Origin of the sequence: Lunatimonas salinarum (genome assembly GCF_017811155.1) — a bacterium.
Classification (GTDB): Bacteria; Bacteroidota; Bacteroidia; order Cytophagales; family Cyclobacteriaceae; genus Lunatimonas; species Lunatimonas salinarum.
Genome location: NZ_JACVCV010000005.1, coordinates 24715 through 41708, shown reverse-complemented (window position 1 = coordinate 41708; position 16994 = coordinate 24715). Strand labels below are relative to the sequence as shown.

Sequence of the window (16994 nt, the reverse complement as noted above, 5' to 3'; positions counted from 1 at the left end):
CGTGTTAATTGGTAGCGCTTTTTGCCAGATCCAGTGCGGCCTGCCCAACCCGGGGGCCAAAACCTGAAAGATATAGGCCGTCAAAGGCCAGTATCCCATTGTTTTTTAGCACATTGGTTTCTCCAATTCCTTTTATCTGCTTCACCCCCTCATGCCCACCAAGGGACTGTAGGCCGGATTCAAAAAAGAGGAGGTAGTCTGGGTTCATCGTGATCAATGCCTCGGGTGTAAGTGGAATGAAATCTTTGAATCCCTTGCCAACAGAACGAAAACCAGCCATTTCAAACAGAGACTCAGCAAAGGTTTCCTCACCGGCTACAAATAGCGTTTCGCTACCCCTAGCCATTACAAAGGCTGCGCTAGGTTTTCGATCCACGGTGGCGAGGTAGGATTCCAGGGCGACGATATCTCCCCGCAGTCGGTCGCTTATTTCTTTTCCTTTTTCGGGGACCTGTAGGAAATCAGCCAACTCAGAAATGATTCGGTAGGTGCCGGACAGGTCAATGGGTTTTTCAAATTCATGAAGTTCGACGCTTGCTTGCCGAAGTTGTTGTACCACCTCCTCGGTGAGGTAGCCTTTTTCCACCAGCAAAATATCAGCCCCGAGAGCAAGTATTCCCTCTGCCTTAATCTGATTGCGGTAACCTATAGAGGGGAGTTCCTGCATATGGCTCGGATAGGTAGAGGTGATGTCTGTGGCGATGATGGAGGAGCCAAAGCCAAGTTCATACACAATTTCTGTGATGGTACCTCCGGCAGTGATCATCGTTTTTTCACCTTGAAAGGTTTCATTTTTGGGAGAGGTGCATGCCATCGCCAAAAGAACCAAAGAAATAAGTTGGGCAGGTTTCATTTATTAAGATCAAATTTAAATAACATTCAAATATCATGTTAATTAGATTAAATCCAAATAAATATTAATTGAAATTTTCTATCGGTTCCAGTACTTCATGGGACATCAATCATTTTCGTTAATTCGATAGAGTATAACTATAATTGCTTATCATACAAGTGATTAGCCTTTTGGATAGGATCGATAGATTGCTGGGGTTTTTTCTGACTAGTAGCGCGATCGTTTGCCCTAGGTGCGTTAAAGAAGTTAAAAGGCCTTTAAAAATGATTAAAAAAGCCTAAATTACATCGCAGGGTGCATCCTGCTAATATCCTAGGCTATAAGAGCCGGGCTATTCGTTCAGATCCGTCTGATTCGGCCTAAACGCTGGGTAATCCGGGTCACCAATATCCTTTTCCTACCAGAAAAAACAATGATTACAGCAGACAGAAGATCCTTTTTAAAGGGTGCTGCGGCACTTTCAGCCTTTACCGTGCTAAGTCCAACGGCCGTTTTTGGTTCCCAAGCAAACTCTGCCATACGTGTCGGTATCATCGGATGTGGCAATCGGGGTACCTCGGTGGTCACCTCAATGTCCAAACATACGCCTATACACATTGTAGCCATGGCAGATCTGTTTCGGGATAAACTGGAACAGGCCAAGGTTAAAATGGATGCGTTGAATGCCGCCAAGGGGCTCTCAGCTGTGGCTGCCTCCCATGTTTTTCTTGGATCTCAGGCTTACCTTCGATTACTGGAGCGGTCGGATGTAGATGCAGTAATCATCTCTTCGCCTGCCTACACTCATCCCGATTTTGTGGAGGCGGCGGTGGCAGCAAAGAAACATTTCTACTGTGAAAAGCCCGCAGCTTTGGATGTAGCGGGATGCAAGCGGGTAGCCGCAGCTGGAAAGAACCTGAAAGACCTCAGCGCAGTATTTGGCTTTCAGATCCGCTATGCTACGCCTTACGTCGAGCTTATGAAGCGCATCCATCAGGGGGCCATTGGTGAAATCATCAATGCGCAACTGTATTATTTCTCTTCCGGGCTACCAGTCATCCAGCGTTCTGAAATGTCTTATGACGAAGTACGCATCCGTAACCAATTTTTTTTTCGTGACCTCTCCGGAGGTATCCTGCTTGACCAAGGGGTTCACATGCTGGATGTCTGCAATTGGGCGTTGGGGATGACCCCCATCAGTGCGATTGGAATGGCGGGATACAATGGAGGCAATGGGTTTGGAGATGCATTTAAAAACTATCAGGTGATTTATAAATATCCCAAAGACATCAGCGTAAGCTTTCATTCAACCCAGTTTGGAGATACCTTTGGTGACGTATGTGCCCGATTTATAGGTACTAAGGGTATTGCAGTAGCCACCTACAGCGGAGGGGTATACATCAATGGTGAAAACACATGGGATTCGGGGATTTTGCGGGAAAGTACCAGTCAAGCCAGTCGGGAGGCCCAGGCAGCGGGTGTGTTTACTTCTTCGTTGCATGATTCCAACCAGCAAAAAGTTGCGGGATTTGTGCGAAGCATAGAAACCGGAAATCTTCTAAATGAGACAGATGCAGCCGTTGATTCTACCTTGACGGCCATTTTGGGACGCCAGGCCGCCACTATGGAGCGACCGGTCACTTGGCATGAAATGTTGTTTTCCGACGAACGCATTGATCCCAGATTGAACCTGATTCAATTTGACTCAAAACTGTAGTGAACCGATATATCTCAACATTAATACCATGAACCGAAAATGCCTGTTGGTCCTTGTTCTTTGCGGAATGGTTTCTTTTGCCTCGTTTGCCCAGCAATCTTGGGAGGAGGTCGCTCCCGGTGTTTGGAAGGCAATCATTGGAAAGCCAGATGATATTAACCTGCTATCTGCAGCGGCTGTACCACCAAAGATAGAGGCCATGCAAAAGCTGCCTTCCATGGGCAGTTTTCCGTTGGATACCGCCCTGATCGTCGGGGAGATTACCGAAAACCAAACCCAGTTACGGTTTCCACTACAGCGGAAGGAACAGATCTTTGGGTTTGGGTTAAATTTCAAGACGGTACATCAGCGGGGCCGTATCCTTCGACTGCATGTGGACCACTATGGAAGCACCGATAATGGACGTACCCATGCACCAGTTCCCTTTTACGTTTCTTCTGAGGGTTATGGTGTCTTTGTCAACGCTGCGAGGTACATTGATGTATATGCGGGAACCGGGTCCCGCCGGGACAGTACTGATCCTCCTGAGGCTCGTGACCGGAATACCGACAACGCATGGACGGCTAGGCCCTACTCAGATGCAGTAGAAATGCGTATACCCGCCGCAGGGGTAGAAGTATATGTGTTCGCGGGTCCTACGCCGATGGACGCGGTGCGTCGGTATAACCTGTTTACCGGTGGAGGCCCCTTGCCGCCGCGGTGGGGTCTTGGTTTTACGCAACGGGTACACCGTTTATTTTCGGACGAGCAAGTTCGGCAGGAGGTCGAGGAATTTGAAGAGCGCGGATTTCCCCTTGACTTTGTGGGTTTGGAACCGGGTTGGCTGAGCAAATCCTATCCGAACACGTTTGTTTGGGATCCCGGAAGGTTTCCGGATCCGGTTGGATTTATGTCCGACTTAAAGGAAAAGGGAATTCGGATTAATCTTTGGGTTAATCCCTTTGTTTCACCAGAGTCTCCGATTTATACGGATATTTTACCCTATACAGGCTCTCATACAGTGTGGGCAGGTGTGGTGCCTGACTTCACCATTCCCGCTGCACAACAGATCTTTTGGGGAATATTCGATCGGGAGCATCTGTCCAAGGGAGTCAGTGGCTATAAGATTGACGAGGTAGACGGCTATGACGAATGGCTTTGGCCAGACGTAGCCCAATTTCCCTCCGGAATCTCAGCAGAGCAAATCAGACAGATTTATGGCCTGTTGGTTCAAAAGCAAAGCGCAGAACTGTATCGAAGGAAAAATGAACGTACTTTTGGGTTGGTTAGGGCTTCTAATGGGGGTGGAACCTCTTTTCCCTATGTGATTTACAACGATTATTACGACCATCGCGATTTCATTACCGCACTGATCAACAGTGGTTTTTCAGGGGTGCTATGGACACCTGAGGCGAGGGCATCCAAGTCTGCTGAGGAATGGTTGCGCCGCATGCAGACCGTGGTCTTTTCTCCCATGGCCATGATCAACGCGTGGGCAAGCGGTACCAAGCCATGGTCTTTTCCCGAAGTGGCGGAAGAGGTCAAAAAGATGTCCCTGCTGAGAATGCGAATGATGCCTTATTGGTATTCGGAATTCGCTAAATATCACTACGAAGGAACGCCACCCTTTCGGGGAATGGGATTGGAGGAGGGATTTGCGGTCAGTACCGGACCACTCACCATATCCGATAGTGAAGCAGATTTGGAGACCAACCCTTATGCTCAGGCTGTTCGCAAGGAAATAAAGGATCAGTACATGGCTGGATCCAACTTGCTCATTGCCCCCATGTTTGCCGGGGAAGCCTCCCGTCAGGTGGTGTTGCCTGCGGGAAAGTGGTTTGATTTTTATACGGGAGAATATGTTGGAGGGGGAGAGTTGATCACTGTTACGCCCGGTTTGGATAAGATTCCGGTGTTCGTCAAAGACGGTGCCATCCTTCCTTTCACGGATGCCCATTTACATACTCCTGCTAGGGGAGAGAAATATAATTTGGAAATCAGGCATTACGGCGAAAGCCCGGGTGAATACCTGCTCTATGACGACGATGGCGAGACCTTTGACTACGAAAAAGGGGACTATGCCTGGAGGCGACTTTCGGTAACCCGAGATAAAAACGGTAGCTGGAAGGGGGAAGTTTCCAAGCCGGAAAAGGGCAAGCCCGATAACCTCGGAACGGTGAGTTGGCGTTTCATGACGACAAAATAGCTCGTTGGCATGGAAATATCCTGGAAAGAGTAGTTCAAGCTTACTTCTATTTTCCTTCCGGAGTTAGATAGATTCGGTTTGATTTATTTTCTTCCGGTCTTGTACGATAACTTACCTGCATGGAAGCTATTTTTTCAGATGAATAGTCTTTCCTAGCAGGGCCTTGGTGGTACAAGGTCTTTTTTTGTATATTCCCACTTGTTTCTTTCTAACCCAATTAATCCTGATATGAGAAATCTTTGTCTATTGGCCGTGCCATTTTTCCTGCTTTTTTGTTCGCCGCCAGAAGAGGAGTTGCCGCTTCCTAACATTCTTTGGATTACCAGTGAGGACAACAGCCCATTTGCAGGTTGTTATGGCGACGATTTTGCCACCACTCCCAACATGGACAAACTGGCTGCGGAAGGGTTCTTGTATACCCATGCCTACGCCAATGCACCGGTGTGTGCTCCTACTCGAAACACAATCATTACCGGAGTTTATGCCAATTCCGGTGGCCATGAGCACATGAGAAGCTACTACGACAAGTCATCTGTCGTGAAGTTATACCCGGAGTACTTACGGGAGGCGGGCTATTATTGTACCAATAATCAAAAGGAGGACTTTAATATCAATCCCGACATGACAAAAAACGTTTGGGATGAGCTTGGAAAGGAAGCACACTACAAAAACCGGCCCGAAGGCAAGCCGTTTTTTGCCATATTCAATGCTACGATATCCCATGAAAGCTCTATCCATGACCGCACACCGGTAGAAGATCTGCGGCATAGGCCGGAAGATGTGACGCTTCCCCCATATCATCCGGATACACCGGATATGCGGCACGATTGGGCTCAATACTACGATAAAATCGAAGATATGGACACTTGGATGGGTGGGGTTCTGAGGGAGTTGGAAGAAAGTGGTGAAAAGGAAAATACCATTATTTTTTACTACGGAGACCACGGAGGAGTACTGGCAAGAAGCAAACGCTTCGTGTACGAGTCCGGTACTAGGGTACCGTTCATCGTTTATATCCCTGAGAAATACAAACACCTTTACCCCGCCGAAGTGCCCGGGTCAAAGGTGGATCGGCTGATCAGTTTCGTGGATTTGGTTCCTACGTTGCTAAGTATCATTGGAATAGATATCCCCGAATACCTACAGGGTCATGCTTTTTTAGGTCAGCAAAAGACAGAAGATCCCGAATATGCCTATATGTTTCGGGGAAGGATGGATGAAAGATATGATATGAGTCGGGCTGTCAGGGACCAAAAATACCGGTATATCAAAAATTACATGCCCTATCGTATATATGGGCAGTATATCGACTACCTATGGCGTGCACCCTCCATCCGTTCATGGGAGGCCGCATATCAGGCCGGCGAATGCGATAGCGTACAGTCTATTTTTTGGAATACCAAGCCAGTGGAGGAGTTATACGACACGGAAAACGACCCTTGGGAGGTTAGAAACCTAGCATTAGACCCGGATTACAAAGATGTTCTGAATCGCATGCGGGCGGCAAACCGTGATTGGGTTTTGGGAATAAATGATGCTGGTTTTATACCCGAGGGTACTTTGGTAGACCTGACAGAGGGTTTGTCTCCTTACGACTACATGCGTTCGGGTGAGGTAGACCTACTCCAATTGGTAGATGCAGCAGAATACGTCACAAATCCCTCCCCGGATCTTCAAAAGCTTATAAAAATGCTGGAATCACCAGATCCTGCGCTCTGTTATTGGGGTGCGACAGGATTGCTGATTTTGGGACAAGCGGGTTTGTCGGCTAAGGGAAGCTTGATGAAAGTAGCCAACAGTGCTACCCACAATGGCGCCATTGTAGCGGCGGAATGCCTTTACCAAATGGGTGAGGAAGCCATCGGTCAACAGGCCTTGCTTCGTGCGTTGAACTCATCGAATCCATTTATCAGGGGCCACGCGCTCAATGTCGTGGACTATGTACAGGATAACAGTCCAGAAATGCGGCAGGCCGTGACCGACATGGTCAAGCGCATAGGGGAGTTTAAGCGCCACAATTATGATCTTCGCATGGCGAAATTTCTTTTTTCAAAATGGCAAATTGACCCTCAATCCCTGGGGATCGATATGAACTGGTAAATCAATGCAACGAATCACTGCAATCGTACTGTTTTTGGTTTCCATACCTTCCGTGGCACAAATGGTTGGAAACCGCACCCATCAGCAACTAAGCAAAAACCGCTCCTTGGAAACCAGTCTTTTTATGCTAAATCACTGGACACCGGAATTTGATCTGCATAAGGAGAATGCACTCGCTGCAATTTATCACGATGTTTTTTCGAGCGAAAAGTTGGCTGACTTTCATGATTTATTGGCTGATTCTGCTTATTTGGCATGGTTAGTAGAGGAGAAGCTACTTTTGCTAAGCGGGCCAGTTTGGGGAAGCGTGTCCGAGGATGGGGCAGATTTGTGGGTACGAACGGCAAAGCCCGCTAAGGTAGAAGCGACAGTGGTAGACCAAGGTAGTTCTCGGGTTTTCACCGCATCCTCCACAGATATCAATACGGATTTAAGCACCATCATTCCTATTCGTGGACTCAAGCCTGGGAAATCCTATCCGGTCAGTATAACTGTAGACGGGCAACCTTGGTCCGGGGCATTCCCTTTGACGTTAAATACACTTCCAAAAGGCGAGGCACTTCGCATTACTTTCGGTACTTGTTTTCACCGTTGGGGATTGGGAAACAGAAAACTAGTGCACCAAATTCTAGATAGGAAGCCACATGCCATGCTATTTGGAGGAGATATTGCGGTGCAGGATCGAAGGGATCAGATCGGTATGCACCGATTTGATTACCTGATGCGCGATCTTTTCCCTGCGTGGAGGCAATTGACTTCTCAGATTCCTGTGTATGCTACCTGGGATGATCATGATTACATGGATGACGACCTTTCCGGGATTCCTGAGGGGTTTACAGCGGCCGATAGATCGGCTATTCGACAAGTCTTTACCCATTCTTGGGCCAATCCCGGGTATGGTAACCCAGTAAAGGAGGAAGGGGTGTATTTTAAGACTTCAATTGGTGAGGTGGATGTAATCATGCTGGACAATCGGTTTTTCAGAGATAAGGAAAGCGGAGCGTTTCTCGGAGATGAGCAAATGGACTGGCTGGAAGATCAATTGGTAAATGCGAAGGGGAAGTTTATTATTCTCTCTTGTGGAACGATGTGGAGTGACTATGTCTCTAACGGAAAAGACTCTTGGGGTGTTTGGGATCCGGAGGATAGGGAGCGAATTTTTCGGTTAATTGAAAAGCACCGTATTCCTGGAGTATTGCTTATTTCGGGGGACCGGCACGGCGCTCGGGTATTTCGTATTCCTCGTAATTCGGGATTCCATTTCTATGAATTCGAGCCGGCGAGTTTAGGAGGGCGTTACGGCCCTCCTGCCACGGACCCCTCATGGCAGACTCAATTGGTGGGAGTGGACAATACCTATGCGTTTGGGGAATTTACGTTCGATACCCATTTGGCAGACCCCGAGGTAACTTTTCGCTTGATCAGAGAGGATGGGGTTGCGCTGTACACCTTGGTACTAAAAAGAACTGAGTTGACCCCACCATGATGGACTACTGAGGGTCAGCTAACACCTCTAGGGCTAGGCTATAGACCGGTTTTTGCGAAGCGCTTGGCTGATAGTCTCGGTAATATTGTGTTGATTTGGAGCTAATTTTCCCTAAATTTACCTTTCGTAAGGTAAGCTGTGTCTTGTTACCACCGCCTCTACCCGTTCTGAAAATAACGCGCTGAAAACATACATTGTGTAATTGGTGTCAATCTGGCCAGTATAGGTAGTGTACAGGTGACAGCGATTCGGACAGCGATCCACCTTGCTTTGTGGCAGTTCTTCCCAATTCAGGGCGGTAGGGCTCTTCGTGCCTTTGGCGAAAGAAAAGCAAAAAAAGGATGAGACCGGGTACTTCGCAAAAGAGCCTGCGTGCGTTTCTATCTACTAGCCGGCGTCCGACCATAAATAATCCATTAGAGAGATATGAAATACGTTAATTTCTTGTTTTTTACTACAGTTTTAACCTGGTGTTATTCCTGCCAAAACGTGGGCGAAAAGCAGCAAGTTACCCCGTCAAATGAGGTCGACCACGTTTTGGAGAAGGTATCCATATCCGAAATCGAAGAGGGAATCAAGCAGTTTATTGACGTTAAAACCCAGGAGCATAAGGGGGTGTTTCCAGTGAAGGATGAGAACCATGACCTTCGGATGAAGCTGGTGCGGGTGCATACAGAGTATCTTTCCAACCTAGGGCCGGATTCCCATTTTGCCTGTGTGGACTTGGTAGATGAACATGGAGATGTTTATGATGTAGATTTCTTTATGGAGGGAAAGCCAGGAGAAATGACTGTCACCAGTACAACCGTGCATAAACTTAATGGAAAACCGTTTTACAGCTGGAAGCAAAACAAGGAGGACAAGACTTGGTACCGTGTGGCTTTGGAGGAATCCAGCAGTAACCTATTGGGGGTGGTAGAAGGGGAGGATGCGTTTGAGTTTTTTTATTCAGCGTTAATACCCACGTTGGATGGCCCGGCCAAGATGTGGGTTCCCTTGGCAGAGACAGATGATTTTCAGGAAGTTGTCATAGAATCGATTGAGCTGCCTGGAAAGCCACAAAATCTACACGAGACGGTTTACGACAATACGCTGCTCTATACGGAGTTGGGGCCTGAGGACAGCGGTAAGGAATTGAAGATTGTTTATTCGGTTGTGCGAAAGGAGAAGGGGCCCTACGAAGCAGAAGAACCAGATCCTTCGATTTACCTAGCATCTAATTTGCTGATGCCCAAGGGAGGACGTTTTGAGGATATCGCTAAGGAAGCGCTAGGCAGTAAACTCCGAGATAGCCAGTTGGTCCAGGCAAGAGCACTCTACGATTATATCATCGATAACATGCGTTATATGAAATTCGGCAATTTCGGCAATGGGGATTCCAACTACGCCTGTGACTCCAAAACGGGCAATTGTACCGAATTCCACAGCTTTTTCATCTCATTGGCCCGATCCGTTGGAATTCCTGCCAAGTTTTCTATCGGAGCTTCCATTCCGTCCGATCGGAATGAAGGCGGCATCGATGGGTACCATTGCTGGGCGGAGTTTTATGCTGATGGACGATGGTGGCCGGTAGATATTTCAGAAGCCAATAAGTATACCGAATTGGCAACCTATTATTTTGGCAGGCATCCAGCGAACCGAATTGAACTGAGCCGTGGTCGAGACCTTCAGGTTAGTCCGGGGCCTGCGACTGGTCCGATCAACTTTATCGCCTACCCCTACCTTGAACTAAACGGGCAAAAAGAGAGGATAAATTCGACGTTCTCGTTTATGCGGAAATCCAATGGTTAATCCAAAGAAAAAACATTCTGATGCCGGATCAAAAGAGTATAGTTTGAAAAAGGCCGCTGAATGATACCACGGCCTATTTTGTTTAATTGCTTGGATGTTCTTTGTTTTCCGTAGGATGTTCGGAAGGATGTTCACTTTCTTCCGCAGGATATTCGGTAGATTCACCGGATTCATCCGTCTTTTTGTTGCCACAAGCAGATAGTCCTGTTCCCAAGATAAAACCCGTCAGGGAAAGCATCATCAAGATAGTTTTCAGTTTTTTCATGGTTGCTGTAGGATGAGTTAACGTTAAATATAGAACAAGTTACGGGGAATGGAAAGTATATCCTACAATCAAGCTTCCTTTCGTAGAAAATAGGCGTTAAATCAAAATCTGTTTTGCGATTCAATTGACGTTTTTTCTCTTTTTTCTAATTATTTCCCTACCGTACCCCGTTTGTAAATTGAAATAACCATGATTCCAGAAATAAAGGCAAGTTTCGAAATAGTTGATGGTAGGGCGGGCATTCCGTTTGCTTTTTGGTAGGTATTTCCCTATATTTCAACCAAAAGTCCTTGGCTATGTTTCATATATCAAAATTTTTGTGGTTGTTACTTATCCTATTTGTGGGTTTTGTCATTTACAGGTTGGTGGGTGTGGATTGGGAGGAGGAAACGGTTATAGAGACATTTTCTCCGGAAGTTATGGAGGTGAACCTACGGTCAAGGGATGAGGGCGCGGACGGAAACTGGCAGCTCATCAACCAAACAGTGCGCTGGAATCCCGCAAAGACAGCTTTCATTGTGGTTGATATGTGGAATGAGCACTGGTGCGAAAGTGCCACGCAACGGGTAGGGGAGTTGGCACCTCGGATGAACGAGGTGCTGAATGAAGCGAGGATGCAGGGTGTCACCATTGTTCATGCACCCAGCGGAACCATGACTTTTTACGAATCGTATCCACAACGTCGGAAGGCAAAGGAGTTACCCTATCACCAGGCCCCGGAGGGTTTTCCTATCAACGAATGGTGCTATTTGGATCCTGAAGCGGAAAATCCCCTTCCGATAGACGATAGCGATGGAGGGTGCGATAAACCCTGTGCTGACGGCAACCCCTGTGTGGAGCGTACCGCCTGGACCAAGCAAACCGACGCTTTGGAGATTCACCCTGCCGATTACATAACGGATCAGGGACAGGAGGTATTTAATCTGTTAGCAGAAAATGATATCGAAAACATCGTTATTATGGGCGTGCATACCAATATGTGCATTTTGGGTCGTCCTTTTGCAATTCGGCAATTGGCCAAATTGGGTAAAAATGTGGTTCTTATGCGGGATATGACGGATTCTATGTACAATCCTTCTCAGTATCCTCAGGTCAGCCACTTCGAGGGTACGGATCTGGTGATAGAGCACGTGGAGAAGTTCTGGGCTCCAACGATGGTCAGCAGCGATATCACCGGGAAGCCCCGATTTGTATTTGCAGAGGATGTTAGAAATTAATTTTAATGCTGATTCTGATAGGGTTTGAGCCACACTTTCAGCAACACCAGAAAGGCAGAAATGGATAGGAAGAAAAATAGCTCGAAAATCCCCGTGTTGCCCAAGATAAAAAATAAGCCCACCGATATCCCTATGATTGAAAAAAGCATCCACGTGGACCGCACGGTAATTTTTTCATCAATCGCCGCCAAGTAGCGGATAAAAAGATACAATGAAGCCGTGAGGGAAAAGGCGAACAGCACCGCAACAACTGCATGCAGGCTATTCCAAAAGGGAAGTTCCTCCACTGCCGGAATTAACACGGTAAGCACCAAAAAAAACAGTGATCCAATAAGCAGTTTTTTGGCTTTTCGATGGAAAAATGCCTTCAGGACATACAGTCTGTAGATGTAAAAAGTCAATAACAAGCCGGTAACTACACCCCAAATGATAAAGCCGGTGCGATATTCTACCAAGTTTCCTATCATGCTCAGGGTAAAATAAAATGGAGACTCCTTCGTACCAAATAAGAAGGTATAGGTTGGGATGACCAATATGGCAAAGATCGCAAGGTACCTCATGTACCCTTGACTCAAACGGTCTTCGGCGTAAACTCGGGAAAAGAAGGACATATGCATGACGTTTACCTAGTAGGTAAAGTACAGGTTTTTTGCGAAGAATTCAAGTTCGGGGTTTTTGGCATTAGCATTTGTTGAACGTGTTGGGGGTAATCGATTTAGGTTTCCTAAAGCGACCCACTGTTTAGGCCAAGCAGCATGGCCAGTTCATGTGTCTATAATAGTTTTTAAGCGGTCACAACTTGTCCCAATTTATCGGGATGGAATCCCTGCCTACCGATAGGGAGGAGGCATGGTTTCTCCGATAGCTATCGGGGCATCCCCGTGTGTGACGGGTACGTCGTGCTCGATTTCATCGCATTTTTGGGCAGGTATTCCCCTTTGATAGATTAGAATTTGGTAAATGCGCAGCGGGGTAGTATATTTTGTCGTTAATATCCGATCCTATGCAATTAACCAACTTGGATTGGGGAATCATCTTTCTGTTTTTTGCCATCTCTCTCGGAGTGGGGTTTTGGGCTTCCAAGCAGGCAGGTAAGGATTCCCTTTCGTTTTTTCTTTCCGGAAGAAACATGCCCTGGTACCTTCTGGGGGTTTCAATGGTGGCGACTACCTTTTCTGTAGATACACCAACATTGGTGTCGGACATCGTCCGGCAAAATGGGGTATCTGGCAACTGGGTTTGGTGGGCGTTTCTACTGACGGGCATGCTTACTGTGTTTGTGTACGCCAAATTGTGGCGTAGGTCGGAGGTGGTCACCGATGTAGAGTTTTATGAAATCCGATATAGTGGCCGCATGGCCTCGTTTTTAAGGGGCTTTCGGGCTATTTATTTGGGTATTGTCTTCAATGTAGCCATTATGGCCGCTGTAACCTTGGCTGCGATCAAGGTAGGTGGTGTGATGTTAGGTCTTACGCCAGTAGAAGTAATTCTGATAGCCGGCGGCGTTACGGTGGTTTTTAGTTCTATGGGCGGATTTTTGGGGGTAATTGTAACCGACTTTATTCTGTTTTTGGCTGCCATGGCCGGGTCTATTCTGGCGGCAGTGTATGCCGTGCAACATCCGGAGGTGAATGGTCTTACCAACTTACTTAGTCATCCAAATGTGGTTGATAAACTCTCTTTTTTTCCAGATTTCAATCAATGGGAGGTTGCTACGATTGTTTTTATCATCCCGATTACGGTACAATGGTGGAGTGTTTGGTATTCAGGTGCAGAACCGGGTGGAGGGGGGTATGTGGTGCAGCGAATGCTGGCTGCCAGGAATGAAAACCATGCCATGGGTGCTACCCTGCTGTTCAATGTAGCCCATTATGCCATTCGGCCATGGCCTTGGATTGTCGTTGCGTTATGTAGTTTGGTGGTATTTCCAGACTTGGAGTCTATACAGAAGGCATTTCCCGATCTAGATCCTGGAATAATAGGCCATGACCTCGCCTATCCGGCCATGCTTACCTTGCTGCCCGCCGGTTTGCTGGGGTTGGTATTTGCATCGCTGTTGTCTGCTTACATGTCTACCATGTCTTCCTGCCTGAACCTCGGCTCATCCTATTTGGTCAATGACTTCTACCAGCGTTTTATCAAACCGCAGGCTTCCGAGAAGGAACTGGTGTTGATAGGACGTATCTCTACCGTCATCATTATGGTCATTGCGAGTGTACTGGCTCTTTTTCTTCAAAACGCACTTTCCGCGTTTAATCTACTCCTGCAGATTGGTGCGGGCACTGGATTGTTGTTTATTCTTCGTTGGTTTTGGTATAGGGTTAACCCTTACAGCGAATTGACCGCTATGGTGATTTCGTTTTTGGTCGCTTTGGCATTCATGATGCTTGAAAACCATCAGGCAAAGCAGATTGAGACATTGATTGCCGCAGGAATGGGACGGGAGGAAGCCATTTTTGAAATCCAACCGCTTAAAACCCATATTCAATTACTACTTGGTGTGGGGATAACGACGATCACCTGGGTATTGGTGACGGTTTTCACTCGGCCTACCCCGATGGAAACCCTTGAGCGATTTTACAGGAGAGTCCAGCCCGGTAGAATCGGTTGGCAAAAGGTCATTCTATACGCTGCATCACAAGGAAGGCCTATACCGGAAGATGCCCTGCGTACGGATGTCCCTAACGGAATTTTGGGAATGGCGGTTGGTAGTATGGCCGTTTACAGTTGTCTTTTTGCCACCGGGAGCTGGATTTACGGAAATATCACGAGCGCTTGGCTATTGACCGTCTTGGCTTTAGCATCTTCCTGGTGGGTGGTGATCATTTGGAAGAGAATGAACGCAAAGAGAGCTTAAGTTTTCCATCTCCCATTATGTTTTTATTTTTTCTAGCTATAAGCGTAGTTGTCAGGGATTAACTCCGTTTATAGAATTTCATGGGCCAAAGTTCACAAAATTCAGATGAGGATGGTAATCGTTCGGATATTTTCTTAAATTTCGAACGAGAGAGTAAGTTTTCTGCGGAAAATCCCAGGTAATAGCCGCAGCACAGATAAGTCGTAAATCTATGAATACCCTATGGAACCGGCTTTATGTCGGGGCAATCTTTGCCTTTTCGGTTGCAATCATACAAAGTTGCCAAAATAGTCAGGGAGATGGCCAAACGTTGGAATCCGTTCCTGATCAGATAAGCTATAATTTTCACGTTCGACCTATTCTGTCGGATAACTGTTTTGCATGCCATGGGCCCGATGCCAATAAGCGCGAGGCCGGTCTTCGACTAGACATTGCCGAGGAGGCATTTAGGGCACTACAGGAGACTTCTGGAGCACACGGAATAGTTCCGGGAATTCCCATGCAGTCAGAAGCCTACCTCCGGATGATATCTGATGATCCCGAGCTGCGCATGCCTCCACCCCAGTCGAACTTAAAGCTCAGCGATACCGAAATCAAAATCATTGAAAAATGGATACAGCAAGGGGCCAAATACGAACCTCATTGGGCATTCGTGCCGCCCAAAAGGCCCGAATTACCTAATCCAACAGACAGGGACTGGGTACTGAATGAAATAGACCGTTTCACTCGGAGTAAAATGCAGGAAGTGGGCCTTATGCCTAACGCCGTAGCTGATAAGGAAAGCCTCTTGAAGCGTCTCAGCCTCGACTTGACGGGATTACCGCCTACCTTGGAGATGATGGATGAATTCCTTCAGGATGGGCGTCCCGATGCCTACGAGCAGTGGGTAGATCGGCTGTTGGAGAGCGCAGCCTATGGGGAGAAAATGGCGGTATATTGGATGGATATCGCACGATTTGCAGATTCCCATGGTTTTCAAGACGATAGCTACCGAAGTATGTGGCCTTGGCGAGATTGGGTTATTCATGCGTTTAATACCAATATGCCCTATGACCAATTCATCACCTGGCAGTTGGCCGGGGACTTGTTGCCTGAGCCGACAAAGGAGCAACTATTGGCTACAGGATTTAATAGAAACCATAAGATCACCGAAGAAGGGGGGATAGTGGATGAGGAATACCGTGTGATGTATGTGACCGATCGGACCAATACCTTTGGCAAAGCACTGATGGGAATCACCATGGAGTGTGCAGGGTGTCACGACCACAAATATGATCCCATTTCCCAAAAGGAGTATTATCAGCTTTATGCTTTTTTTAACAATATCCGAGAACGAGGCATTGAATCTGTGGTCGGTGGCCCCGAAACCTACGCGAAAGTGCCGTTTATGGAAATCACCAACGAGGAGGTGGAGTCCATACTGACCTTTGTGAATAAAAAGGATACACTCGGATTGATCGTTTCTGTTATGGGTGAGTTGGATTCCATTCGGCCGTCCTTTATTCTGGATCGGGGTCTATACGATCAGCCTACCGTCCCAGTAAAACCCAACACACCCGAGTCGATTTTGTCTTTCGATTCTGGTTTTGAGCCAAACCGCTTGGGGTTGGCCAAATGGATGTTTGATCCCAAAAACCCCTTGACATCCAGGGTGTTTGTAAATCAGATATGGCAGGAGTTTTTTGGCAAGGGCATCGTCAGCACGCCGGGGGATTTTGGAATGCAGGGAGCACTCCCAAGCCACCCTGAGCTGTTGGATTGGCTCGCTGTGGATTTTATGGAGCACGGTTGGGATGTCAAACGGTTGGTTAGGCAGTTGGTTACCTCTGCAACTTACCGGCAGTCAGCGGTAATCTCTCCCGAGAAGCTGGAGCAGGATCCGGAAAACATATACCTCGCCCGTGCTCCTCGTTTTCGGGTGAAGGCAGAGTTTGTGCGGGATATCGTATTGGCAAGTTCCGGACTCATCAACAAGGAAGTAGGAGGACCCAGTGCCAAGCCTTATCAGCCGCCAGGTCTTTGGGAAGGAGCCACCTCCGGAAGGGGCATCCTGTCAGTTTATAAGCAAGACCACGGGCCGCAGCTTTACCGAAGAGGGCTGTATAATTTCATCAAGCGTACTGTGCCGCCACCGGCTATGACCATGTTTGATGCGAGTAACCGAGATCAGTGCGAAGTAGAGCGAACCACTACCAATACGCCCCTGCAAGCGCTCGTAATGCTGAATGACCCAACGGTATTGGAAGCGTCTAGGGTATTGGCGGGCCGTTTATTGATGTCTTCGGACAAAGATAATATGGAGGCTATCCTCCAGCACGCTTTTCGCCAAATTGTTTGCAGGAAGCCCAGTGAAATGGAGACCAAATTGCTCGTGCGATATTTTGCAGGCAGGATGGAATCACTCAGTATAGAAGAGGCAAGAGACCTGTTGTCGGTTGGAGAGTATCCCATGGCTGAGGGCTTAGACGAGGTACAGTGGGCCTCTCTTATGCAGGTCATTGTATCTATTTATAACCTAGAAGAAACGATTTCAAAAACGTAAAT

General features: G+C 47.4%; 11 protein-coding genes. 8 read left to right on the top strand and 3 right to left on the bottom strand.

Translation table 11 applies throughout. From position 1 onward, the window contains the following. Nucleotides 1-4: 4 nt before the first annotated feature. Nucleotides 5-853, bottom strand: a complete 849-nt coding sequence (locus IAQ59_RS07320; protein ID WP_209330146.1) for a heme/hemin ABC transporter substrate-binding protein — start codon at nucleotides 851-853, stop codon at nucleotides 5-7. Between the two features lie 412 nt (nucleotides 854-1265). On the opposite strand from IAQ59_RS07320, the gene IAQ59_RS07315 reads away from it, so the two are divergent. From IAQ59_RS07315 to IAQ59_RS07295, 5 genes are all read left to right on the top strand, one after another. Further along, nucleotides 1266-2549: a Gfo/Idh/MocA family protein gene (locus IAQ59_RS07315; RefSeq protein WP_209330145.1), complete on the top strand. Its 1284-nt coding sequence runs from the start codon at nucleotides 1266-1268 to the stop codon at nucleotides 2547-2549. A gap of 28 nt (nucleotides 2550-2577) precedes the next feature. Next, nucleotides 2578-4734, top strand: a complete 2157-nt coding sequence (locus IAQ59_RS07310; protein ID WP_209330144.1) for a glycoside hydrolase family 31 protein — start codon at nucleotides 2578-2580, stop codon at nucleotides 4732-4734. 228 nt (nucleotides 4735-4962) lie between these two features. Beyond that, on the top strand, nucleotides 4963-6834 hold the full coding sequence (locus tag IAQ59_RS07305; RefSeq protein ID WP_209330143.1) for a sulfatase family protein: 1872 nt from the start codon (nucleotides 4963-4965) through the stop codon (nucleotides 6832-6834). A gap of 4 nt (nucleotides 6835-6838) precedes the next feature. After that, nucleotides 6839-8320, top strand: a complete 1482-nt coding sequence (locus IAQ59_RS07300) for an alkaline phosphatase D family protein (protein WP_209330142.1) — start codon at nucleotides 6839-6841, stop codon at nucleotides 8318-8320. 426 nt (nucleotides 8321-8746) lie between these two features. Continuing rightward, nucleotides 8747-10111 (top strand): transglutaminase-like domain-containing protein, encoded by a 1365-nt coding sequence (locus tag IAQ59_RS07295; RefSeq protein ID WP_209330141.1) that lies wholly within the window; start codon nucleotides 8747-8749, stop codon nucleotides 10109-10111. Nucleotides 10112-10193: 82 nt separating this feature from the next. Here IAQ59_RS07295 and IAQ59_RS07290 read toward each other — a convergent pair whose 3' ends face one another. Continuing rightward, a complete protein-coding gene (locus IAQ59_RS07290; RefSeq protein WP_209330375.1) occupies nucleotides 10194-10376 on the bottom strand; it encodes a hypothetical protein in 183 nt (60 codons plus the stop codon). A 296-nt stretch (nucleotides 10377-10672) separates the two neighbouring features. Between IAQ59_RS07290 and IAQ59_RS07285 the strand changes: the two genes are divergently transcribed. Beyond that, entirely contained in the window at nucleotides 10673-11593 is a 921-nt protein-coding gene (locus IAQ59_RS07285; protein ID WP_245189487.1) for a cysteine hydrolase family protein, read from the top strand. 2 nt (nucleotides 11594-11595) lie between these two features. Here IAQ59_RS07285 and IAQ59_RS07280 read toward each other — a convergent pair whose 3' ends face one another. Then, the gene (locus tag IAQ59_RS07280; protein WP_209330140.1) at nucleotides 11596-12204 is read right to left on the bottom strand and encodes a hypothetical protein; all 609 of its coding nucleotides are present in this window, start codon (nucleotides 12202-12204) and stop codon (nucleotides 11596-11598) included. Nucleotides 12205-12596: 392 nt separating this feature from the next. Here IAQ59_RS07280 and IAQ59_RS07275 point away from each other — a divergent pair, with 392 nt between their 5' ends. Continuing rightward, nucleotides 12597-14450 (top strand): sodium:solute symporter family protein, encoded by a 1854-nt coding sequence (locus tag IAQ59_RS07275; RefSeq protein ID WP_209330139.1) that lies wholly within the window; start codon nucleotides 12597-12599, stop codon nucleotides 14448-14450. Nucleotides 14451-14661: 211 nt separating this feature from the next. Then, nucleotides 14662-16992, top strand: coding sequence for a PSD1 and planctomycete cytochrome C domain-containing protein (locus tag IAQ59_RS07270; protein ID WP_209330138.1), 2331 nt, complete (start codon nucleotides 14662-14664; stop codon nucleotides 16990-16992). Nucleotides 16993-16994: the final 2 nt, after the last annotated feature.

Excerpts from the sequence above, each read along its gene's own strand:
- IAQ59_RS07275 (WP_209330139.1), top strand. The coding sequence starts at position 12,597 with ATGCAATTAACCAACTTGGATTGGGGAATCATCTTTCTGTTTTTTGCC.
- IAQ59_RS07305 (WP_209330143.1), top strand. The coding sequence starts at position 4,963 with ATGAGAAATCTTTGTCTATTGGCCGTGCCATTTTTCCTGCTTTTTTGT.
- IAQ59_RS07315 (WP_209330145.1), top strand. The coding sequence starts at position 1,266 with ATGATTACAGCAGACAGAAGATCCTTTTTAAAGGGTGCTGCGGCACTT.
- IAQ59_RS07285 (WP_245189487.1), top strand. The coding sequence starts at position 10,673 with ATGTTTCATATATCAAAATTTTTGTGGTTGTTACTTATCCTATTTGTG.
- IAQ59_RS07280 (WP_209330140.1), bottom strand. The coding sequence starts at position 12,204 with ATGTCCTTCTTTTCCCGAGTTTACGCCGAAGACCGTTTGAGTCAAGGG.
- IAQ59_RS07295 (WP_209330141.1), top strand. The coding sequence starts at position 8,747 with ATGAAATACGTTAATTTCTTGTTTTTTACTACAGTTTTAACCTGGTGT.
- IAQ59_RS07310 (WP_209330144.1), top strand. The coding sequence starts at position 2,578 with ATGAACCGAAAATGCCTGTTGGTCCTTGTTCTTTGCGGAATGGTTTCT.
- IAQ59_RS07290 (WP_209330375.1), bottom strand. The coding sequence starts at position 10,376 with ATGAAAAAACTGAAAACTATCTTGATGATGCTTTCCCTGACGGGTTTT.
- IAQ59_RS07270 (WP_209330138.1), top strand. The coding sequence starts at position 14,662 with ATGAATACCCTATGGAACCGGCTTTATGTCGGGGCAATCTTTGCCTTT.
- IAQ59_RS07300 (WP_209330142.1), top strand. The coding sequence starts at position 6,839 with ATGCAACGAATCACTGCAATCGTACTGTTTTTGGTTTCCATACCTTCC.
- IAQ59_RS07320 (WP_209330146.1), bottom strand. The coding sequence starts at position 853 with ATGAAACCTGCCCAACTTATTTCTTTGGTTCTTTTGGCGATGGCATGC.